The sequence below is a fragment of the Streptomyces coeruleorubidus genome, assembly GCF_008705135.1.
In the GTDB taxonomy this organism is placed as follows: domain Bacteria; phylum Actinomycetota; class Actinomycetes; order Streptomycetales; family Streptomycetaceae; genus Streptomyces; species Streptomyces coeruleofuscus.
This window is the reverse complement of the sequence record NZ_CP023694.1, coordinates 6,135,874-6,157,590: the sequence shown is the minus strand read 5'-3', so window position 1 is coordinate 6,157,590 and position 21,717 is coordinate 6,135,874. Positions and strand designations below refer to the sequence as shown.

16 protein-coding genes and 1 pseudogene are annotated in these 21,717 nt (G+C 72.4%); 3 read left to right on the top strand and 14 right to left on the bottom strand.

Features of this window, described 5'->3' with window-relative positions; genetic code table 11:
* Positions 1-11: 11 nt before the first annotated feature.
* The 3 genes and pseudogenes from CP976_RS28550 to CP976_RS28540 form a co-directional block, all read right to left on the bottom strand.
* A complete protein-coding gene (locus tag CP976_RS28550; protein WP_150482917.1) occupies positions 12-692 on the bottom strand; it encodes an AIM24 family protein in 681 nt (226 codons plus the stop codon).
* Between the two features lie 11 nt (positions 693-703).
* Positions 704-2,493 (bottom strand): annotated as a pseudogene (locus CP976_RS28545) (TerD family protein).
* A gap of 216 nt (positions 2,494-2,709) precedes the next feature.
* The gene (locus CP976_RS28540; RefSeq protein ID WP_150482916.1) at positions 2,710-3,318 is read right to left on the bottom strand and encodes a M48 metallopeptidase family protein; all 609 of its coding nucleotides are present in this window, start codon (positions 3,316-3,318) and stop codon (positions 2,710-2,712) included.
* Between the two features lie 385 nt (positions 3,319-3,703).
* Here CP976_RS28540 and CP976_RS28535 point away from each other — a divergent pair, with 385 nt between their 5' ends.
* Together CP976_RS28535 and CP976_RS28530 are read left to right on the top strand one after the other, a co-directional pair.
* A complete protein-coding gene (locus CP976_RS28535; RefSeq protein ID WP_150482915.1) occupies positions 3,704-4,927 on the top strand; it encodes a ThiF family adenylyltransferase in 1,224 nt (407 codons plus the stop codon).
* Complete coding sequence (locus CP976_RS28530; RefSeq protein ID WP_150482914.1) at positions 4,920-6,290, top strand: ABC1 kinase family protein; 1,371 nt, start codon at positions 4,920-4,922, stop codon at positions 6,288-6,290. Before CP976_RS28535 ends, CP976_RS28530 begins: the two co-directional genes overlap by 8 nt.
* Positions 6,291-6,328: 38 nt before the next feature.
* Here the strand turns inward: CP976_RS28530 and CP976_RS28525 are convergent, their stop codons facing one another.
* The 5 genes from CP976_RS28525 to CP976_RS28505 all read right to left on the bottom strand — a co-directional run bounded on the left by CP976_RS28525 (position 6,329) and on the right by CP976_RS28505 (position 10,288).
* Entirely contained in the window at positions 6,329-6,547 is a 219-nt protein-coding gene (locus CP976_RS28525; protein WP_150482913.1) for a hypothetical protein, read from the bottom strand.
* Positions 6,548-6,684: 137 nt separating this feature from the next.
* Positions 6,685-7,008 carry a hypothetical protein gene (locus tag CP976_RS28520; protein WP_150482912.1) on the bottom strand — a complete coding sequence of 108 codons (324 nt, stop codon included), beginning with the start codon at positions 7,006-7,008 and terminating at the stop codon, positions 6,685-6,687.
* Positions 7,005-7,373, bottom strand: a complete 369-nt coding sequence (locus CP976_RS28515) for a WhiB family transcriptional regulator (RefSeq protein ID WP_059417291.1) — start codon at positions 7,371-7,373, stop codon at positions 7,005-7,007. The genes CP976_RS28520 and CP976_RS28515 overlap by 4 nt, the downstream gene beginning before the upstream one ends.
* Positions 7,374-7,544: 171 nt before the next feature.
* Positions 7,545-7,871, bottom strand: coding sequence for a hypothetical protein (locus CP976_RS28510; protein WP_167537436.1), 327 nt, complete (start codon positions 7,869-7,871; stop codon positions 7,545-7,547).
* A gap of 164 nt (positions 7,872-8,035) precedes the next feature.
* Positions 8,036-10,288: an ATP-dependent DNA helicase UvrD2 gene (locus tag CP976_RS28505; RefSeq protein WP_229875556.1), complete on the bottom strand. Its 2,253-nt coding sequence runs from the start codon at positions 10,286-10,288 to the stop codon at positions 8,036-8,038.
* Between the two features lie 127 nt (positions 10,289-10,415).
* Here CP976_RS28505 and CP976_RS28500 point away from each other — a divergent pair, with 127 nt between their 5' ends.
* Positions 10,416-10,658 (top strand): mycoredoxin, encoded by a 243-nt coding sequence (locus tag CP976_RS28500; protein WP_004983675.1) that lies wholly within the window; start codon positions 10,416-10,418, stop codon positions 10,656-10,658.
* A gap of 41 nt (positions 10,659-10,699) precedes the next feature.
* On the opposite strand, the gene CP976_RS28495 is transcribed toward CP976_RS28500, so the two are convergent.
* The 6 genes from CP976_RS28495 to CP976_RS28470 form a co-directional block, all read right to left on the bottom strand.
* Positions 10,700-11,341 (bottom strand): class I SAM-dependent methyltransferase, encoded by a 642-nt coding sequence (locus CP976_RS28495; RefSeq protein WP_150482909.1) that lies wholly within the window; start codon positions 11,339-11,341, stop codon positions 10,700-10,702.
* A 13-nt stretch (positions 11,342-11,354) separates the two neighbouring features.
* The gene (gene nudC, locus CP976_RS28490; RefSeq protein WP_167537435.1) at positions 11,355-12,299 is read right to left on the bottom strand and encodes an NAD(+) diphosphatase; all 945 of its coding nucleotides are present in this window, start codon (positions 12,297-12,299) and stop codon (positions 11,355-11,357) included.
* Positions 12,300-12,454: 155 nt separating this feature from the next.
* Positions 12,455-13,858, bottom strand: coding sequence for a dipeptidase (locus CP976_RS28485; protein ID WP_150482908.1), 1,404 nt, complete (start codon positions 13,856-13,858; stop codon positions 12,455-12,457).
* Positions 13,859-13,868: 10 nt separating this feature from the next.
* Positions 13,869-17,396 carry an ATP-dependent helicase gene (locus CP976_RS28480; RefSeq protein ID WP_167537434.1) on the bottom strand — a complete coding sequence of 1,176 codons (3,528 nt, stop codon included), beginning with the start codon at positions 17,394-17,396 and terminating at the stop codon, positions 13,869-13,871.
* Positions 17,397-17,487: 91 nt separating this feature from the next.
* Positions 17,488-20,961 (bottom strand): ATP-dependent DNA helicase, encoded by a 3,474-nt coding sequence (locus CP976_RS28475; RefSeq protein ID WP_150482906.1) that lies wholly within the window; start codon positions 20,959-20,961, stop codon positions 17,488-17,490.
* Positions 20,962-21,227: 266 nt separating this feature from the next.
* Positions 21,228-21,650 carry an MGMT family protein gene (locus tag CP976_RS28470; RefSeq protein ID WP_229875553.1) on the bottom strand — a complete coding sequence of 141 codons (423 nt, stop codon included), beginning with the start codon at positions 21,648-21,650 and terminating at the stop codon, positions 21,228-21,230.
* Positions 21,651-21,717 lie beyond the last annotated feature (67 nt).

The window sequence follows — 21,717 nt, the reverse complement described above, 5'->3', positions numbered from 1 at the left end:
CTGGCTCCCCCTCAGCCCCGGGCCCGGAGGCGGTCGGTGCTGTCCTCGCTGGGCTGGACGACGACGATGCCCTGACCGGAGAAGGCCATCTGGTAGGCCTCGCCGCTACCGCGGCCGATCAGCGACTGCGCCCGGAAGCTGCGCTTGCCCTTCACCTTGAGGTTCGGGGACCAGGCGACCAGGGCGTCGGGGTCGACGTAGGTCTCGTCCTCGCCGCCTCCGCAGTCGACGACGATGGGCTTGCCCCGGGAGGTCAGCGCGACCCAGCCCTGCCCGGAGATCTTGGTGTTCCACAGGCCCTGTCCGGCGAACTTCGCCAAGCCCTTGACCCGCTCGACGCCCCACGAGAGGTGGGCGTCGAAGGCGAGCAGGTTGGTGGCGTTGACGGAGATGCCGTCGCCGTTGAGGTTGATGACGACGACGTTCGCCCCGTAGTCGGCGAGGTAGAGCAGGCCGTCGCCGGAGCACTTCATCAGGGGCGCGCCCTCGCCGGTCATCCAGTCCTTCGCGATCTGGCGCACGGCCGGCGGGTTGGGCTCGTACTGGACGAACCCTTCGTACGCGACCATCGACCCCACGCGCGCGAGGAGGTCGTTTCCGGTCTGCATGGCGACCTTCAGCATGTGGTTGCCGTGGTTCTCCATGCGGGCGGTGACGGGTGCGGGGGCGTGGCCCGCGAGCTGCTGTGTCATGACGGGCTCCCTCAGACCTCGTACGGCTGGACGACGATGAAGTTCCCGGGCGCTGCCCGGAACTGGAGGTTGACGCTCTCCCCGGTGTCACCCGGGTAGGCGTTGCGGCGCATCCGCACCTGGCTGGAGACGACGACCTGGGCGGCGGCCGACCAGGCGACCACGGCGTTGCAGTCGGCGAACGTCGTGGGCGTGACCGGCAGGACCACCGGCGTGCCGTGGGTCTTCACGACGATCGTGCCGCTGCCCGTGAACTGCATCGTGAACAGCGCGCCACCGGGGATGCCGTGCCCCTCGATGCGGCGCACCTCGTACTGGAGGCTCTCGTCGAAGGCGAGGACGTTCTCCGCGGAGACGCAGATGCCGTCGCCATGGAGTTCGATGGGGTGCAGCATCGTGGAGTCCTCGGCGAGGAACACCTGCCCCTGGCCGGTACAGCGCATCAGCTGCATCTCCTGGCCGGTCGCGTTGCCCACGATCCGGCCGGCGAAGCCCGCGCCCTTGTAGCTGAAGTCGACCTTGCCCTGGTAGAGCACCATGCTGCCCTGCCTGGCCAGCACGGGCTGCCCGCCGATGCCGAGGTCGACGCGGACGAGCTTCTTGTTCTGCTGCGTCCAGCGCTGCCCGGTGGGGGTCTCCTTGAACTGCTGGAGCGCGGCGGCGACGCCGGGGCCCTGCGGTGCTCCCTGGGAAGCACCTTGGGGCGCTCCGTGAGGCACTCCTTGCGCTCCGTAAGGAGCTTGCCCGGTCTGCTGACCGAAGGGCGGCTGCTGGCCGTAGCCCGGGGGCGGTGTGGGCTGGCCGTAGCCCGGGGGCGGTGTGGGCTGGCCGTAGCCCGGGGGCGGGGGCGGGGCCTGGTGGTGTTGAGGCGCCTGGGGGCCGGGGGTGCCTGGGGCTGGCCGTAACCGGGGGGCGGCGGGGCCGTCTGGCCGGGGGCCTGGCCGTACGGCGGCGGCTGCTGGCCCGGCTGGCCGTACGGCGCGGGCGCCGGGGCCGGAGGCGGTACCGGGGAGCCGCCGGGCGGGGTGTTCATGGGCGCGACGATGGTCGGGGCGGCGTGCACCGGGGGCGCCGGGGCCGGGGCTGGAGGCGGAGTGGCGCCGGACGGGGGTGCGAAGCCCTGTGCGGCGGGCTGGGGAACGGGCGCCGGGGCCGGGGGCGCTGCCGGGGCGGGTTCCGGAGTGCCGGGGACGCCGAACGCGGGCGGTGCGAAGCCCGGGGCGGCGGCCTGCGGCTGCTGCGCGGCGGGCGCGGGCGGCGCGGGCGTCTCCTCCTCGGCCACTTCGCCGCCGAAGTTCTGCAGCAGCGCGTCGAGACCACCGTCGAAGCCCTGTCCGACCGCGGCGAACCGCCAGACGTCCTTCAGGTAGAAGTCTCCGAGCATCACGGCCCGTTCGGTGGAGAACTCCACGCCACTGAACGGATAGCGGGCCACTTCCTCGCCGCCGGCGACGATACGGATGTAGCCGGGGGCGATCTGCGACATCTGCCCGGCGCCGTCGATCGTCGCCGTGAAGGACAGCTTCTGGATCTGCGGCGGGATCCGGTCGAGCGTCACCCGGAAGGACTCCGAGTCGCCGGCCTGGGCGCCCAGGAGCTGAATGGCCTCCTCGGGGGACTTCGGCTGGTTGTAGAAGACGAAGTACCGGTCGTCCGAGAGCCGTTCGTCGGCGTCGAGGCCGAAGCAGCTGATGTCGAAGCTCAGCCCGGGGCCGGAGATCTGCACGCCTACGTACAGATCCGTGCCCGCGGTGAGGTCACTGATCCTGGCCTTGTGGCCGCGTTGGAATTCCCTGGCCATGCGTAACGACCGTCCCCCATCCAGAACGTGATTGCGTCGCGCCAGGCTAACGGCAAACTCGGACAGCGGACGCAGTCGGTACAGACCCGGTACAGAACCCATGCCCGGACGTATCTGCTGCTCTCTCGCGGAAAGCGGTCACTTACCCCGGCGCTCACCGTGGCCGCTCGCCTCGGACGCTCAGCCAGGCCGCGGGGCGCTCAACCCGCTGCACGCTCAGTCCGCGGGATGTTCACTCCGCGCTCCGGGCACATGGGGCAGCCGTTCGGCCGCGGCCACGCCTTCGAGGTAGCCCCGGGCCCGCTCCGTCCGCGGATAGGCCTCCAGCAGCGCCCAGAAGCGGGGGCCGTGTCCGGGTACGAGCAGATGGGCGAGTTCGTGGACGAGGACGTAGTCGACGACGTATTCGGGCATGCCCTGGAGGCGGTGCGACAGGCGGATGCTGCCCTCGGACGGGGTGCAGGATCCCCAGCGCGTGTTCTGGTTGGTCACCCAGCGCACCGAAACGGGCCGGGCCCGCCCGTCGAAGTACTGGTCCGAAAGGCGCCGGGCCCGCTCGGCCAGCTCGACGTCGCCAAGGGCCCGCTTGCTCTCCTGGGCGGCCAGCTTGTCGAGCATGACGTTCACCCAGCGCTGTTCCTCCGCCTCGGACATCCGGGCGGGGATGAGCACAATGGTGCGATCGCCTTCGCGGTACGCGGAGACCGTTCTACGGCGGCGGGCGCTCCTGCGAACCTCGATCGCGCTCGCCCCCGAGCCGCTGGGCGGCTGGCTCGTCGCGCTGCGCTGTGGCTTTCCGGCGCGGTGCAGTGGGTCGGCGGGCACGCCCCGACGTTACCCGCTGTGCCCGGGGAAGTCCCGGCTCCGAGACGGTTGGATGCCCATACACCCCACCTGCCGCCGGATTTGTACGACGAATGCCCGCGCCTGTGGACAACTTTCGGCAGCCGGCGACGCGTTTGGGCATGCTGGCTCTTGCGGCGAAGCGACGAACAGGCCCGGCCCGTGACCAGGCCGGCCTGTGACCGGGTTCGGCGTGCGGCCGGTTTTCGGCGTGCGGCTGGCATAGGCGTGCGGCTGGCGTACGGCCAGCTTCGGCGTACGGCCGGCTTAGGCGTACGGCCGGCTTTGGCGTGCGGCCCCTTTTCAGGGTCTGCCGTCACACTCAACCGGCATACAGGGACGATCTATGACATACGGGGGGGCTGTCATGCATCCGATGGTGAAACCCGCGCTCCGGCGCGGCTGGCGCGACCTCAACACCGTGCAGTTCGGGATGACACCGGCGCATGCGATGACGCTCGGCCCGATGGACCTGGCGACGGGCAGTTTCCTCGATCTGCTGAACGGCACGCGAGGGCTGGAGCTGCTGCGTGAGGAGGGACGCCGGATGAATCTGCCCGACGGCCATGTCGACGGGATCGTGGAGCGGCTCGCTCGAGCCGGGCTCCTCGACGACGCACGGGGCGGCGGGCCGGGCGCCGACGCCCTCCGACAGAAGAAGGAGGTGCTCGACCGGCTGCGCCCCGACCTTGCTTCCCTGTCCCTGACCACCTCGGAACCGGGCGACGCGATGCGGCAGCTGGCCGTCCGGCGCTCGCAGCGCGTGCAGGTGCGGGGCGCCGGCCGGGTGGGTGCCGTGGTGGCGTCGCTGCTGTCGGGGGCAGGTGTGGGCGAGGTCGACGTGCGCGACGGCGGCCGCGTGGAGCCGTGGGACGTCGCTCCGGGCGGACTGCCCGCGGAGGCCGTCGGCGACCGCAGGGACGAGTCGGCCCGCCGGGCCGTGCGCCGGGCGGCCCCGGACCGGCCGCCGCGCCGCGCGGCGGCCCAGGCGTCCCAGGCGTCCCAGGAAGAAGGCGACCCGGGCTTCGCGCTGGTGATCATCGCTCCGCGCGACGATGTCGCCGTGCACGCGCCCGACCCGTCGGCCGCCGAGCCCCTGATGTCCTCCGGGACGCCCCATCTGTACGCCGGGGTCGTGGAGGGGACCGGGGTGGTCGGCCCGCTCGTCCTGCCCGGGGACACGGGCTGCGCGGGGTGTCTGCACGAGAGCCGCACCGACCGGGATCCGACCTGGCCGCGTCTGGTCGCCCAGTGGCGCTCCGGCCGGCAGCGGCAGGTGCGGCCCTGTGACCTGACGCTGTCCACTACCGTGGCCGGACTGGCCGCCGCCCACGCGCTCGCCTTCCTGGACGGCCGGGTTCCGACGAGCGCCGGGGCACGCTGGGAGGTCTCCGTGCCCGGTCTCCACTGGCATGCGCGGCCGGTCTGGGCGCATCCTGCATGCCCGTGCGGGGCGGCGGAGAGAGGAAAAGGGGAGCACCCCTCGGAGGATGGGGAGTCACACGAGACAATGGCGGTGCAACGGCCGTCGGCGCAGTGCCGTAAGGCATCGGCGAAGCGGCCGGCTGGGACTTGGAGGGCGCATGTCTGATCTTCCCCGGAAGGCGGTCACCCGGACCGCCAAGCTCGCCGCGCTCCCGCTCGGCATCGCCGGGCGGGCAACCTGGGGATTCGGCAAGCGGATCGTCGGCGAGTCCGCGGAGCTCGTCGGCCGCGAACTCCAACAGCGCACCGCGGACCAGCTGTTCAAGGTGCTCGGCGAGCTCAAGGGCGGCGCGATGAAGTTCGGCCAGGCCCTGTCCGTCTTCGAGTCGGCGCTGCCCGAGGAGGTGGCCGGCCCCTACCGGGCCGCGCTGACCAAGCTCCAGGAGGCGGCGCCGCCGATGCCGACGCGCACCGTGCACGCGGTGCTCGAGGAGCGTCTCGGCGAGGGCTGGCACGAGTTGTTCCTGGAGTTCGAGGACAAACCCGCCGCGGCTGCCTCGATCGGCCAGGTGCACCGAGGGGTGTGGCATGACGGCCGCGAGGTGGCGGTCAAGGTCCAGTACCCGGGCGCCGGCGAGGCCCTGCTGTCCGATCTGAACCAGCTGAGCCGCTTCTCCCGCCTGCTCGGCCCGCTGATCCCCGGCATGGACATCAAGCCGCTGATCACGGAGCTGAAGGACCGCGTCTCCGAGGAGCTGGACTACGGCCTGGAGGCTCAGGCCCAGCAGGCCCACGCCGAGGAGTTCGCGGACGACCCGGACGTGATCGTGCCGCAGGTGGTGCACCAGTCCGACCAGGTCCTGATCACCGAGTGGATCGACGGCATCCCGATGTCGGAGATCATCGCGGACGGCTCCCAGGAGCAGCGCGACCGGGCCGGCCAGCTCCTGGCCCGCTTCCTGTTCTCCGGCCCCGCCCGCACCGGCCTGCTGCACGCCGATCCGCACCCGGGCAACTTCCGGCTGCTGCCCGGCGGCCCGGAGGGTGAGCACGACTGGCGCCTGGGTGTCCTGGACTTCGGCACGGTCGATCGTCTCCCGGGCGGTCTGCCTGCCACCATCGGCGAGTCCCTGCGCATGACCCTCGACGGGGAGGCCGAGACGGTCTACGAGCTCCTGTGCGAGGAGGGGTTCGTGAAGGAGACCATAGAGCTGGATCCCGACGCGGTCCTGGACTATCTGCTGCCGATCATCGAACCGGCCGAGGTCGAGGAGTTCACGTTCACCCGCGGCTGGATGCGCAGCCAGGCGGCCCGCATCGCGGACCCGCGCTCCCCCGCCTACCAGCTGGCCAAGCAGCTCAACCTGCCCCCGTCGTATCTGCTGATCCACCGGGTGACCCTGAGCACCATCGGCGTGCTGTGCCAGCTGGGAGCGACGGTGCGTCTGCGCGAGGAGCTGGAGGAGTGGCTGCCGGGATTCGTCCCGGAGGACCCGGCGGACGGCGAGGAAGCAGTGGCGGAGGCATGAGCCTCAGCGGGCACCACGGGTGACCGGGTGCCCGTGCCTCACCACCAGTCCGAGTCCAGGCGTCCCTCGATCGACCTGAGGTTCTCCCGGGAACAGCGCTCGCAGAAGCAGCGGCGGACGCCGTTCTCCACGGACCAGGTCCAGGTGAGTGGTGGGCCGTCGGCCACGGTGCCGGCCGCCGTGCCGCAGCGGTCGCACACGAGCGGCCGGGACTCCGCGACGGAGCCGTCGTCGCCGTCTCCAGGAGGACTCGTCACCCGACGACGGTATCGCCGTGTCCGGCGGTCCGCCGGGCACAACGCCCGGCGGGGCCGGTCCGTTCGGCACGGACCGGCCCCGCGGGGGAGAGCTCGGCCTCCCGGGCTCGGGAGGCCACCGCTTCAGGTGAGGTCGGTTACTGCATGACCGCCATGGCGAGCGCCCGGCGGGCACGCCGCGAGGCGCGCTCCGCCCTGCGCTGCATCCGGCGGGCGGACGCCAGGCGCACGGCCGGGCGTTCCCGCTCCGCCTCTTGCAGTCGCTCGTGCATATGCGCACGGGCCATGGCTTCTGGGATGAGTTGCATCTCTCGGGTCCTGTTCTGACGCGAGTCCTTCGCGCCGGTGGTGGTGAAGTCTTGGGTTGCGGAGCCTGCGGGCTCGTAAGTGGACGGCTTCATCGGGGCCTGCTTCTGGGGGTCGTGCGTGAGGGGGCGGTCGATCGTTCCTGCGGTGTTCATGCTGTGACCGGGTTCTTGCGCGGGCGGCCACGCGGCCGCTTCCGGGCGACGACGACACCCTGCACGAACAGCTCGCCACCCCAGACGCCCCAGGGCTCACGCCGCTCCTTGGCGCCGGCGAGGCAGGCCTCGACCAGCGGGCAGGTGCGGCACAGGGACTTGGCGTACTCGACGTCCGCGGGCGACTCGGCGAAGAAGACCTCCGGGTCGTACGAACGGCACGGGACGGGTACGCCGAGGTTCTCGATGGCGTCGTCGAGCGCGGTGAGCGCGGTGAGCGGGGTCAAGGCGGAGTCCTCCGTGGGGCCGGGCTTGGGGATCGTTTCCGAAGGCGGTACGGACGGTGCGTGCGCTTCGAGTTGCACGGTTCGTCTTCCTCGTCTGGTCGTTCCGGCCTGTTGGCCGGGGGCGGCTGGTACCGGGTTCTTTTCTTGTCCCGGGGCTCCTTCGGTCCGTCGTCCCTGGTCGGGGACAAACAGAAGGGCCGCGGATCCCGGATGGGGTTCCGCGGCCCTGAAGGCGCCGGCCTGATCGAATCAGGCTGGATCACTCCAGGGTTCTGGCCCACGGAAGGCCCACATCAGGTGGTGCTGCGTCGTCTGCTTCCGGAATCCGGCACCGGTCGCCGTAAAGGCATAGGCCTGCGCCTGTGCCACTACTGCCGCTTCCAGTGCCTTGGTCGGTCGCTCATTGCGCTCACGGACGGGAAGGCCCGCGGGAGCAACGGAGGAGGACGCCGGACGGGCGGCACGAATGCCGGACAGACCGGTGCCCAGGTTCGAAACGCCGAGCATGCACGCGGAGACGGCCGAGCGATCGGTCATTTTCACGGTGCTGATGGAGCTGGTGTTGATGCTGATCACTGGACTCGCCTCCTCTCGGCGTCTCGGAGGACTGGGTGAACCAGTCCGACGGATATGCAAGTACAACACGGGATCAGGGCCTTCGAGAAGGCCGCTGCTCTCGTGCCTAAGAACCTATGGGGATTGCTGGGGCATGCGCAAACTATTTTTTCGACGAGTTGGTGTCAGTCCTGATCTGTGTCCCCTCCGGCCAACTGGCCTGCGCAGATGGCCAGTACGTCGGTTCCGTAGCGATTGAGCTTGCGCATCCCCACGCCCGGGATGCGCGCCAGCTCGTGTTCGTCGTCGGGCGCGGTCTCGGCGATGGCCATCAGGGTCCTGTCGGTGAAGACGCAGAAGGCGGGCTGACCACTGCGTCGCGCCTGGTCGGCGCGCCACTCGCGCAGCCGCTCGTAGAGGCCCTCGTTCATGTCGGAGGGGCAGCCGTCGCAGCGCATCAGCTTCATCTCACCCGCGTCGGTCAGCGTGCGGCCGCAGACTCGGCAGCGGGCGGGCGTTCGCTGGACTCGTCTCGGGGTGGAACCCCTGGTTCCGGGGATTCCACGCTCGATGCCGCCCGCACCGCCGGCGGCGGTACGGCCCGTGGCGGCCGTCGAACCCGGGCGCAGCCCGTCGAGGAAGCGGCTGGGGCGGCGGCTGGGGCGGCCGCCGGGGGAACGGGAGAGAGCCCAGGAGACATGGAGGCGTTCCCGCGCGCGGGTGACGCCGACGTACAGGAGGCGGCGCTCCTCCTCGATCTGTTCGTCGGTCTTGGCGTAGGTGATCGGCATCATGCCCTCGGCGACGCCGACCAGGAAGACGACGTCCCACTCCAGGCCCTTGGCCGAGTGCAGGGAGGCGAGGGTGACGCCCTGCACGGTGGGGGCGTGCTGGGCGTTCGCCCGTTCGTCGAGTTCGGCGACGAGGTCCGCCAGGGTGGCGCCGGGTTGGGCGGCGGAGAAGTCCTGGGCGAGGTTCACCAGGGCGGCCAGGGACTCCCAGCGTTCTCTCACGGCGCCGGACCCGGCCGGTGGCTGCGTCGTCCAGCCTTCCCCCGACAGCACGGCGCGCACCTGGGAGGGCAGGTCGACGGCGTCGTCCAGAAGGGAGTCGTTGCCGCCGAAGCGGGCCGCGCCGCGCAGGGCGATACCCGCCTTGCGCACCTCCGGACGGTCGAAGAACCGCTCGGCGCCGCGCAGCTGGTAGGGCACCGCGGCGTCGGCGAGGGCCTGCTCGTAGGTCTCGGACTGCGCGTTCGTCCGGAACAGGATGGCGATCTCGGCGGCCGGGACTCCGGAGTCGATGAGCTCGCGGATGCGCCGGGCCGCACCCTCCGCCTCGGCGGGCTCGTCCGTGTACTCGGAGTAGACCGGCTCGGGCCCCGCGGCGCGCTGGGAGACCAGCTCCAGGCGGTGGTCGGCGGCGCGGCCCTTCGCCTGGGCGAGCAGGCCGTTGGCGAGGTGGACGACCTGGGGAGTGGAGCGGTAGTCGCGGACCAGCTTGACGACGGTGGCGCCGGGGTGGCGGGTGCGGAAGTCGAGCAGGTGGTCCGGTGTCGCCCCCGTGAACGAGTAGATCGTCTGGCTGGCGTCGCCGACCACGCACAGGCTGTCCCGGTCGCCCAGCCACAGGTCCAGCAGGCGCTGCTGGAGCGGGCTGACGTCCTGGTACTCGTCGACCACGAAGTGCTGGTACTGGGCGCGGACCTGGTCGGCGATGTCGTGCCGGTCCTGGAGGACGGCGACGGTCAGCAGCAGCACGTCCTCGAAGTCGATGACGGCGCGCTCGCGCTTGACGTCCTCGTAGGCGGCGTAGAGCTGGGCGATCTCGGCGGGGGCGCGGGGGGTCTCGCGGCCGGCCTTGGCGGCGGCGGGCGCGTAGTCGGCGGGGACGGTCTGGGTGACCTTGGACCACTCGATCTCGGCGGTGACGTCCCGCAGCTCGCCGCGGTCGAGCCGGATGCGGCAGGCGGCGGCCGCGTCGGCGACGAGCTGGACCTTGCGGTCGACGAGCCGGGGCATCGAGCCGCCGATCGCTTTCGGCCAGAAGTACTGGAGCTGGCGCAGCGCCGCCGAGTGGAACGTGCGCGCCTGGACACCGGCGGCGCCGAGCTGGCGCAGCCTGCCCCGCATCTCCCCGGCGGCGCGGTTGGTGAACGTGACGGCGAGCACGCTGGAGGGGTGCAGGATACCGGCGCGCACTCCGTAGGCGATGCGGTGGGTGATCGCCCGGGTCTTGCCCGTGCCGGCGCCCGCCAGGACGCACACCGGACCGTGCAGGGCCGTGGCCACCTCGCGCTGCTCGGGGTCGAGCCCTTCGAGCACCGCGTCGGCGGAGTCCGGTACCTGCGGGAACAGGGTGGAGCGCGTTGCTGCTGTCACACAGCCATGCTGCCAGGTCCCGCGAGACGGCTGTGCCGGTTGTCCACAGGCACGCATCGATAGTCGTACTAATGCGGCAGGCGTCACGTCCGGCAGGGCGCGGGCCCCGGGAATGGTTGCCCTTTCACGTACGTTCCACCACTGCGAGCACCCGTCCCCGAGCCACCGAAGGAGCACGAGAGACATGCCGGGCACTGTGACGATGTACAGCACCACGTGGTGCGGCTACTGCCGTCGGCTGAAGAGCCAGATGGACCGCGAGGGCATCGCGTACACCGAGATCAACATCGAGCAGGACCCGGAGTCCGCCGCGTTCGTGGAGAAGGCGAATGGCGGAAACCAGACGGTGCCCACCGTTCTGTTCCCGGACGGCTCCACCCTCACCAACCCGTCGCTGGCTCAGGTGAAGCAGAAGATCGGCGCCTAGTCGCCGTTCGGTTGTGACGGGAAGGCGGTTCCTGAGACGTCTCAGGGGCCGCCTTCTCGTGATTCGCCCCCTGGTTTCTCCCCTGGTTTGTCCCACACCACGACGTAACGCCACAGCAGCGTGCGGCACAAGTCGCAGCCGGGCAGCAGCCGGCGGGCCGTCTGCCGGATCTGTCCCCAGGACATGTGCACGTCTTCCATGGGCATCCCGGCCGGGCCCCGCTTGCCGCCGCGCCGGCGGGCGTGCCACTGGCTCGCCGGCACACCGCACGCGCTGATGACCCAGTCCAGGAGCGTCCGGTTGGCGGCCATACCGACGATCACCAGACGGCCGCCGGGCGCGGTGAGCCGGGCGAGGCGGGTGACCGCCTCCTCGAACGGCGCGTGATGGACCACGGCGACCGCGCTGACGAAGTCGTACGCGCCCTCGGGGAGGGATCCGTCGGCGAGGAAGTCCGCCTCCAGGTACGTGACGTTGCCGGGCACGCGCGCGTCCTCGCGGGCGAGCTTGATCATCTCCGGGGAGCGGTCCACGCCCGTGACCGATGCGGCCCGCGCCGCGAGCTTGCGGGTGAGCAGGCCGTCCCCGCAGCCCGCGTCCAGGGCCTTGCCGCAGCCGTCCGGGACAGCGTCGAGCACCTCGGGGTGGTGGTGGACGTTGTGGTTCCAGTACGGGTCGGACACGCGGGCGGCTCCGTCAGGCGGCGCTTCTCATCGGGAGCGGCTTGCCGTACCAGAGCTCGATCAGGCGGGCCGCGATCGAGATGCCGTACGGCGGGAGCACCTCGCCCGACTCGAAGGCGGCGCGCAGTTCGTCGCGGGAGAACCAGCGGGCCTCGTGGATCTCGTCGCCGTCGACGTCTATCTCGGTCGAGGTGGCGCGGGCCAGGAACCCCAGCATGAGGCTGGACGGGAAGGGCCAGGGCTGGCTGGCGACATACTCGACCTGGCCGACGGTGATGCCGACCTCCTCGTGGACCTCGCGGCGCACCGACTGCTCGATGGACTCGCCGGGCTCGACGAAACCGGCGAGGGTCGAGAAGCGGCCCTCGGGCCAGTGCACCTGGCGGCCGAGCAGGATGCGGTCGTCCTCGTCGGTCACGGCCATGATCACGGCGGGGTCCGTACGCGGGTAGTGCTCCGCGCCGCAGGCCTGGCAGCGGCGGATGTGGCCGGCCGCGGCGATGACGGTGCGCTCGCCGCAGCGCGAGCAGAAACGGTGGGTGCGCTGCCAGTTCTCCAGGCCGACCGCGTGCACCATCAGGCCCACGTCCCGGGCCGACAGGAGCAGGCCCGCCTCACGCAGCCCCGCCGGCCTCGCGGACTGGTCCATGCGCCCGGGCAGGGAGTCCTTCTGGAGGGCGAAGTAGCTGACGCCCTCCTCGTCGATGCCGAGGAAGTAGCGGTGGGCCTCGGTGAGGGGGGCCTCGAAGGAAGGCGTCATGACGAGTTCGGTGCGCCCGTCCGGCGTCTCGTCGATGAGGACCTGGCCGCCGGAGACCACGAAGCAGCGCGTGGAGGGGTGGCTCCACGCCGCCGCGAGCCAGGCCTCGTCGAGCCGGTGGTGTGCGGCCCGGTCGATGCCGCTCGGTGCGGTGAGCGAGATGGGTCGGTCGGCGTTCTGGTCGGTCCAGGTGGTCACGGGTGCTTCCAACTCCCCGGGGGAACGGTCGGGTTCGGCGGGCTGATCAGCGGGACGTACGGCGGGAGGCGACCGGGTCCGGTGGGGTTGCGCCGTGCGGGGCGGCCCTTCCAGTGTGCCCCGCGCGCGCTGCCGGTCCGGACGGCACGGGACGCTCAGGGCACATGGCGCCAGTGCTCGGCGAGGTCGCCCCACAGGTACGCGGTGGTCTCGACGCCCTTGAGGAGCAGGTCGAGTTCGACTTTCTCGTTCGGGGCGTGCCAGCCGTCGGACGGGACGGAGATGCCGAGGAAGAGCACCGGAGCACCGAGCACGTCCTGAAGGTCCGCCGCCGGTCCGGAGCCGCCCTCGCGCGTGAAGCGGACCGGTTTCCCGAAGGACCGGCCCATCGCGCGGGCGACCGACTGGAGGGCCGGGTGGTCCAGCGGTGTCAGGCACGGGCGCGTGGCCCCGCTGAACGTGATCTCACAGCGGAGCCCGGCGGGCACCTGCTGCTCGGCCCAGGCGCGGACCGCCTTCTCCACAAGGGCGGGGTCCTGGCCCGCCACCAGCCGGAAGGACAGCTTCACCATGGCGGAGGACGGCACGATGGTCTTGCTGCCGGGGCCCTGGTAGCCGCCGCCGATGCCGTTGACCTCCGCGGTGGGACGGGCCCAGACGCGCTCCAGGGTGGTGTAACCGGCCTCGCCCTGGGTGGCGTACGACTTGGCAGCGCGCAGCCACTGCCCCTCGTCGAAGGGCAGTTCGGCGAAGAGTTCCCGCTCGCGGTCGGTGAGCTCGACCACGCCGTCGTAGAAGCCCGGGATCGCCACGCGCGCGTGCTCGTCGTGCAGGGCGGCGACCAGGCGGGCGGCGGCGGTCGCCGGGTTGGGCACCGCGCCGCCGAAGGAGCCGGAGTGGATGTCCTGGTCAGGGCCGTGCAGCCGTATCTCGCACTCGGCGAGGCCGCGCATGCCGGTGCACACCGTGGGGGTGTCCTCGGACCACATGCCGGTGTCGGAGACGATCACGGCGTCGGCGGCGAGCCGCTCGGCGTGCTGCTCGACGAGGGCCCGGAAGTGCGGCGAGCCGGACTCCTCCTCGCCCTCGATCAGCAGCTTCAGGTGCACCGCCGGGGTGGTGCGGCCGGTGGCGGCGAGGTGGGCGCGGACGCCGAGGGTGTGGAAGAAGACCTGGCCCTTGTCGTCGGCCGCCCCGCGCGCGTAGAGGCGGTTCTCGCGGACGACCGGCTCGAAGGGCTCGCTGTCCCAGCCGTCCTCCCGGGCTGCGGGCTGCACGTCGTGGTGGCCGTACACCAGCACCGTGGGCGCCTGCGGGTCGTCACAGGGCCACTCGGCGAAGACGGCGGGCGCGCCCGGGGTCTGCCAGACCTCGGCCGTCGGGAACCCGGTCTCCCTCAGCTTGGCGGCGAGCCAGTCGGCGCTGCGTCGTACGTCGGGCGCGTGGTCCGGCTGGGCCGACACCGACGGGATGCGCAGCCACTCGGCGAGATCCTCGAGGAAGGCGGCGCGGTGCTGCTCGATGTACGTACGGACGACACTGTCCGGGGTCTGGCTCATGGTCACGAGCCTATCGGCCCGCACCGACGTCCTCGGAGTGCGGTTCCTCACCGGACGGCTCCCCGAGCAGCAGCCGCTCCAGCGCGGCCCGGTCCGGCAGGTCGTCCGGCCGTACGACCTCGCCGCTGCGCACGTACAGGAACGCGGCCGTGACCGACTCCAGCGGCACGCCCTGCTGCTCTGCCCAGGCGACGCGGTAGACGGCCAGCTGGAGCGGGTCGGCGGTGCGGGTGCGGTTCGTCTTCCAGTCGACGATCTCGTACGTCGTCTCCTGACCGTCGACCTCCTTGTAGACGGCGTCGATGCGGCCCCGTACGACGCGGCCGGCGATCTCGAGCTGGAAGGGTGCCTCCACCCGGTAGGGCGTGCGGTGCGCGTACCCGGTGCGTTCGAAGGCGTCCTTGAGGGTTTCCAGGTCCTGTTCGTCGGCGATCTCGGCGTCGCTGCCGGGCAGGTCCCCGGGCTCCAGGAACGGCAGCGTCAGCGCTTCGAAGCGGGCCTCGACCCAGGCGTGGAAGCGGGTGCCGCGGCGTGCGGCGGGCTGCGGCGGGAGGGGCATGGGGCGGGCCAGCTCCTGCGCGAGACCGTCCGGGTCGGCGGCCAGGCGCAGCAGCTGGGACGCGGTGAGCGAAGCGGGCAGGGGGACCTCGGTGACGCTGTCGCGGGCGCGCAGGAGCTCTCCGGCGAGGGCGTCGAGGTCGCGGTCCCAGGAGGCGACGGTGCGGGCTTCCTCGGGGGTGAGTCGCGGGTGGTCCGGAGTCGTGGGGTGGGGGCGCGCGGCTGGGGGCTCCGGTGGGGCCGCCTGATGGGGAACCGTGGGGCGGTCCGCGGGCCGCGCGTCCGGGGCGGCCGGGTCCTTCGAGAGGGCGTCGCTCTCAACGGGGTCTTCCGCGAAGGGGGCGTCGTCGAAGGGATCGTCGTCGAACGGGTCCGGTTCGTCGTACGGAGGCTCGTCGTCCTCGGGGGGCGGCGGCCACTCCGGGTCGTCGGCCCCGTCCGGGTCGTGCACGGCCGCGGGGTGCCCGTCCTCGTGGGACGCGAGGTCCTCCAGGTGCGCCAGGACGGTCGCGGCGGCCGCGCGGCGCCGGGCCAGGGCCGCCTCGTCCAGGGGTAGGGGCCAGACCTGGTCGGCGGTGGCCTGGTGCAGGGCCGGGTTCTCCGCGTCCTCGGCGGGTTCGTCCGCCCAGGCCTCGATCTCGCCGTACCCGGCCGCGCAGCGGTCGTGGAGGGCCTGGAGGAACGCGGACGGTCCGCGGCGCTTCTTCTGGGTGGGCCCCCACCAGTGGCCGGAGCCCAGGAGCAGGGAACGGGGGCGGGTGAAGGTGACGTAGCCGAGGCGGAGTTCCTCGGTGTGCTGGTGGTCCTTCATGGCCTCGTGGAAGGCCTTCAGGCCCCTGGCGTCCCAGGACTCCACATCGGGCAGGGTGTCGGCGTCGCCGCGCAGCCGGTGCGGCAGGACCTTGCCCTGGGAGGTCCACTTCTCGCGGCCCTGGCTGCTGGGGAAGGTGCCGGTGACCAGCCCGGGGACGACCACGACGTCCCACTCCAGGCCCTTTGACTTGTGGGCGGTGAGCACCTTGACGGTGTTCTCGCCGCCGGGGAGGGCGTTGTCGAGGCCCTTCTCGTACTGGGCGGCGGTGCGCAGGAAGCCGAGGAAGGCGAGCAGGGTGGCCTCGTTGTCGCCGGCGGCGAAGGAGGCGGCGACGTCGAGGAAGTTGGAGAGGGTCTCGCGGCGGCGCGCGGCCAGGGCGTGCGGGGACGCCGACAGCTCGACCTCCAGGCCGGTGACGGCGAGGACGCGGTGCAGGACGTCCATCAGCGGGTCGGCCAGGGAGCGGCGCAGCTCGCGCAGTTCGGTGGCCAGGCGGGCGAAGCGCACGCGCGCGTCGGGCGAGAAGGGCAGTCCGTCGTCGTCCCCGTGGCCGTCCAGCGGCGTCTCCAGGAACGTGTCGAGGGCGTCCGCGAGCGAGATCACCTCGGAGGGGTCGACTCCCTCGACGGCCTCGGCGAGCCGGCGGTCCGGGTCGTCGTCGCCCTCCACGCGCGCGTGGGACACCAGGAGCCGGGCGCGCCGCCCCAGCAGGGCGAGGTCGCGGGAGCCGATGCGCCAGCGCGGGCCGGTCAGCAGCCGGACCAGGGAGGCGTTGGCGCCGGGGTCCTGGAGGACCTCGCAGACGGCGACGAGGTCGGCGATCTCGGGCAGGTGCAGCAGCCCGGACAGGCCGACCACCTCGACCGGGATGTCCCGGGCCACCAGGGCGCCCTGGATCTCGGCGAAGTCGGTCGCCGTGCGGCACAGCACGGCGATCTCGCCGGGTGCCGTCCCGGTCCGTACGAGGTGGGCGACGGAGTCGGCGGCCCAGTCGATCTCCTCGGCGTGGGTGGGCAGCAGGGCGCAGCGCACCATGCCGTCGCGTTCGGCGCCGGGGGCCGGGCGGAGTGCCTCCACGCCCGCGTGCAGGGCGCGCAGCGGCTCCGCGAGGTCGTTGGCGAGGTCGAGGAGGCGGCCGCCGCTGCGGCGGTTCTCACTGAGCGCCTGGCGGGTCGCGGGACGGCCGTCGGCGTGGGGGAAATGCTCGGGGAAGTCGTCGAGGTTGGCGACGGAGGCGCCGCGCCAGCCGTAGATCGCCTGGCAGGGGTCGCCGACGGCGGTGACCGGATGGCCGGTGCCCTCGCCGAACAGGCCGGCCAGGAGGACACGTTGGGCGACCGACGTGTCCTGGTACTCGTCGAGGAGGACCACCCGGAACTCGTCGCGCAGGTCGCGGCCCACTTCGGGGATCTTCGCGAGCCGGGCCGAGAGGGCGATCTGGTCGCCGAAGTCGAGCAGGTCCCGCTCTCGCTTGGCGGCCCGGTAGCGGGTGACCAGCTCGGCCAGTTCACGGCGGGCGGCCGCCGCGTCGGGGACCTTGCGCAGGTCGGCGTTGGTGAGCTTGGCACCGCGCAGGGTCAGCAACAGCTCGGCGTCGTACGCGCGCAGCGCTTCCGGGCGTACGAGGTGCTCGGCGAGCTCGGCGTCGAGGGTGAGGAGGTCGCCGACCAGGTCCGGGAAGGAACGGGTCAGGGCGGGGTAGGTCCCCGGGGCCTCGCGCAGCACACGCGCGGCGAGCTGGAATCGGGTCGCGTCGGCGAGCAGCCGGGACGTGGGCTCGAGGCCGATGCGCAGGCCGTGGTCGGTGAGCAGGCGGCCCGCGAAGGCGTGGTACGTGGAGATCACCGGCTCGCCCGGCGGGTTGTCGGGGTCGATGGCGTCCGGGTCGGTGACTCCGGCCTTGACGAGCGCCTTGCGGACGCGCTCGGCGAGTTCGGCGGCGGCCTTGTTGGTGAAGGTGAGGCCGAGCACCTGCTCGGGTGCGACCTGGCCGGTGCCGACCAGCCACACCACGCGTGCCGCCATCACCGTCGTCTTGCCCGAGCCGGCTCCGGCCACGATCACCTGCGGGGCGGGCGGCGCGGTGATGCAGGCCATCTGCTCAGGGGTGAAGGGGATGCCGAGGAGGTCTTTGAGCTGTTCGGGATCGGCGATACGGGCGGGCACGTCAGAGAGGCTAGCGGCGGCCACTGACAGCGGCGGCCGGATCGCTTTCCGGGACAGAAGAAGCACAGGTCAGCACAGGTGGTGCGATAAATCACTCGACGACATGGCGGCCCTCCTGCCGCGCGCTGCAGGAGGCCCGGAACGCGCAGTGCGTGCAGTGCTGACCGGCGGTCGGGGTGAACCGTTCGTCGAGGACCTTGCCGGCCGCGGTGGCCAGCAGGTCGCCGACCCACTCCCCCTCCAGCGGCTCCTGGGCCTGCACCTTGGGCAGATTCTCGCCGCCGTCTCGCTGGGCGGCACCCTGGCGCAGATGGACGAGTTCGGCGCCGCCCGGCTCGGGTCGCACACCGTCGAAGACGTCGTCGACGGCGCCCTCGCGGACCGCCAGTTGGTAGACCGCGAGCTGCGGGTGGCGCTCCACCTCCTTGCCGGTGGGCGCCTGTTTGCCGGTCTTGAAGTCGACGACGTAGGCACGGCCCTCGCCGTCCGCCTCCACGCGGTCCATCTGGCCGCGGATGCGCACCTGGTAGTCACCGGCTTCGAGGGTGACGTCGAAGTCGTGCTCGCTGGCCACCGGGGTACGCCCGGTGCGGTCCATGACGTGCCACTTCAGGAACCGTTCGAGCGCCACGCGCGCGTTGTCCTTCTCCTGGTCCGACTTCCACGGCGCGTCGAAGGCGAGGGCGTTCCACACGGAGTCGAGCCGTTCCATGAGGACGGAGAGGTCGGCCGGGGTGTGCCCGGAGGCGACCTCGTCGGCGAGGACGTGCACCACGTTGCCGAAGCCCTGGGCGGCGGTCGCGGGCGCGTCGGCCTTCACCTCGCGGCCCAGGAACCATTGCAGGGCGCAAGTGTTGGCGAGCTGGTCGAGGGCGCTGCCGGAGAGCACGACGGGCTGGTCGCGGTCGCGCAGCGGCACCTTGGACTCGGTCGGCTCGAACATGCCCCACCAGCGGTAGGGGTGCGCGGACGGCACCAAGGGGCGGCCGTCCTCGTCGGCGAGGGCGGCGAGCCGGGCGAGGCGGCGGGCGGCGGCCTCCCGGAGGGCGTCGGAGACGCGCGGGTCGACCGTGGTGGCGCGCAGTTCGGCGACGAGTGCCGCCACGGAGAGCGGGCGGCGCGGGCGTCCCGTGACGTCCTTGGGTTCGACGCCGAGTTCGGTCAGAAAGCGGGAGGGCTGGTCACCGTCGTCCGCCGGGGCCTTGACGGCGGTCACGACGAGGCGTTCACGCGCGCGGGTGGCGGCCACGTAGAACAGGCGGCGCTCCTCGGCGAGCAGCGCGCCGGGGGTGAGGGGTTCGGCGAGTCCGTCGCGGCCGATGCGGTCGGCCTCCAGCAGGGAGCCGCGGCGGCGCAGATCCGGCCACAGGCCCTCCTGGACGCCCGCGACCACCACGAGGCGCCATTCCAGGCCCTTGGAGCGGTGCGCGGTCATCAGGCGGACGGCGTCGGGGCGTACGGCACGGCGCGTGAGGGTGTCGGCGGCGATGTCCTCGGCCTCGATCTCCTCCAGGAAGTTGAGGGCGCCCCGGCCTCCGGTGCGCTCCTCGGCACGGGCCGCGGTCGCGAACAGCGCGCAGACGGCGTCCAGATCGCGGTCCGCGTTGCGCCCGGCCGCGCCGCCCCGGCGGGCCGCCCGCTCCAGCCGCGTGGGCCACGGCGTGCCCTCCCACAGGTCCCACAGCGCCTCCTCGGCCGTACCGCCGCTCGCGAGCCGCTCACGGGCCTTGCGCAGCAGGGCGCCGAGGCGCTGGGCGCCACGCGCATACGTGGGGTCGTGCACGGCGAGGCGCTCCGGCTCGGCGAGCGCCTGCGCGAGCAGCACGTCGGAGGGCGGCGGCAGCGGGTTGCCCGCGGCCCGCTCCTCGTCGCGCAGGGCCCGTCCGAGGCGGCGCAGGTCGGCGGCGTCCATGCTCGCGAGCGGGGAGGTGAGGAGGGTGAGGGCGGTCTCGGTGTCGAGCCAGGAGGTATCCGGCTGCGCGGAAGGGGCGTCCTCGGAGGATGTGTCCGGCTGAGTGGAAGGGGCGTCCTCGGAGGATGTGTCCGGCTGAGTGGAAGGGGTGTCCTCGGAGGAGGTGTCCGGCTGCGCCGAAGGGGCGTCCTCAAAGGAGGTGTCCCAGGTGCCCCTGTCGGGATCCTGAGGCTCGGCAAGCGCGGTCCCAGAAGTCCCCGCCTCCGCCGTGGCCACCGCCCGCAGCGCCGTCAGCAGCGGTGCCACCGCCGGTTCGTGGCGCAAGGGCACGTCGTCGCCGTCGACGTCCACGGGCACGCCGGCCGCCGTGAGGGCGCGGCGGACCGTCGGGACGGTGCGGGAGCCGGCGCGCACCAGGACGGCCATCTCGCTCCAGGGGACGCCGTCTTCGAGATGGGCCCTGCGGAGGATGTCGGCGATGTTGTCCAGCTCCGTCCCGGGCGTCGGGTACGTGTACGCCTCGACGCGGCCGCCGTCCCGTAGGGGAGCGAGTTCGCGGTGGGCGCGCACCTTCTCGGCGGGCAGGCGGGTCAGTGGCATGCGCTGCGTCAGCAGCCGGGTGGCGGCCACCAGCGCGGCGCCGGAGCGGCGGGACGTGCGCAGCACCGCGACGGGGGCAGGGTGGCCGTCCGCGCGTGGGAAGGCGTGCGGGAAGTCGAGGATGCCGTTCACATCCGCCCCGCGGAACGCGTAGATCGACTGGTCGGGGTCCCCGAAGGCGACGAGGGTGCGCCCGCCGCCGGCCAGCGCGTCCAGGAGTCGTACCTGAGCGGGATCGGTGTCCTGGTACTCGTCGACGTAGACGGCGTCGTACCGGGCGGCGAGCCACGCGGCGACCTCGGGCCGGCGGGCGAGGAGCACCGCGCGGTGGACGAGTTCTGCGTAGTCGATCACGCCCTGGAGGTCGAGCACGTCGAGGTACTCGGCGAGGAAGGCGGCGGCGGCGCGCCAGTCGGGGCGTCCCGTACGGCGGGCGAAGGCGTCCAGCGCGTCAGGGCTGAGACCCAGTTCACGGGTACGGGCGAGGACCGCGCGGACCTCGTCGGCGAAACCACGCGTGGTCAGGCAGGCGCGCAGCTCGTCCGGCCACCGCACGTGCGCGAGGCCCAGCCGCTCCAGGTCCACCTGGCCGGCGAGCAGTTCCCGGACCGAGACGTCCTGCTCGGGGCCGGAGAGCAGCCGCACCGGCTCCACGAACAGGTCGCTGTCCTGGTGGGCGCGGACCAGGGCGTAGCAGAACGAGTGGAAGGTGGTCGCCTGGGGAGCGCGGGCCGCGCCGCACCGCAGGGCCATGCGATCGCGCAGTTCCACCGCCGCCTTGCGGCTGAAGGTGAGCACCAGGACGCGCTCGGGATCGTGGCCCCGGGCGATGCGCTCGGCCACGGACTCGACCAGCGTGGTGGTCTTGCCGGTGCCCGGGCCTGCGAGAACGAGCAGCGGGCCGGTGGTGTGGTCAACCACGGAGCGCTGCGAGGCGTCCAAAAGAGGGGGGTCCACCCGGGCAGGAGGGGTACGTACCAATCGGTAAGCGCCACGGCTCCCCCGGCGCACGCGGGGGTGCGACAGGCCGCTGATGGAGGAAGAGGAGCTCACGTGGTTCGCCGGTCCTGGTGGAAGTGCTGGTTGGCGGGCCACCGCGCATGGCGGGCGGTGACCGCGGGGTGACGGGGACGCGTGCAGCCGACGCTACGCCGACGGATGAGGCGGAAGCAGGGCTTCCCCTTACTCCCGCCGGTCACTCGTGGCGCTCATGGCACCCACGTCCCTCATCTCACGAACGTACGTCATACCGACCGCGTGCCCAGGTTCCCCCGTACGGATCACGGGTCACACGGGAGGGCGTCCGATGGCGGAAGCTGTCAGGTGTGACCCTCCGCGCGTTCGCCGCCGTCCCAGCGCGCCCGTCTCATGTCGAGGCGCGGCAGGTGGCCCTCGGTGGCCCGGCTCGCCTCCTTCAGGGGCGTGCCCTCCGCGCGGTAGTGGCCGAGCGCCCGCTGCTCGTGCCCCGGGAGCAGGACGCCGTCCGCGCGGACGACGCGCCACCACGGAACGGCCCCGCCGTAGAGGGCCATCACGCGGCCGACCTGCCGCGGACCGCCCTCCTCCAGCCACTCGGCGACGTCCCCGTATGTCATGACACGGCCCGCAGGGATCAGTTCGGCGACGTCCAGGACCCGCTCGGCGTACGCGGGCAGCGCTTCCCCGGGCTCCTCACGGGTGCTGTCGTACCCCGCGCGGGCGCCCTGCGCGCCGGCGTCCTCCGGAAGGCTCTCCTCGCTCATCCGCCCCATCCTGCCGCACCCCACCGACAACGGGACGGGTGTGCTCCGGAGCGTTTCCCTCACCCGG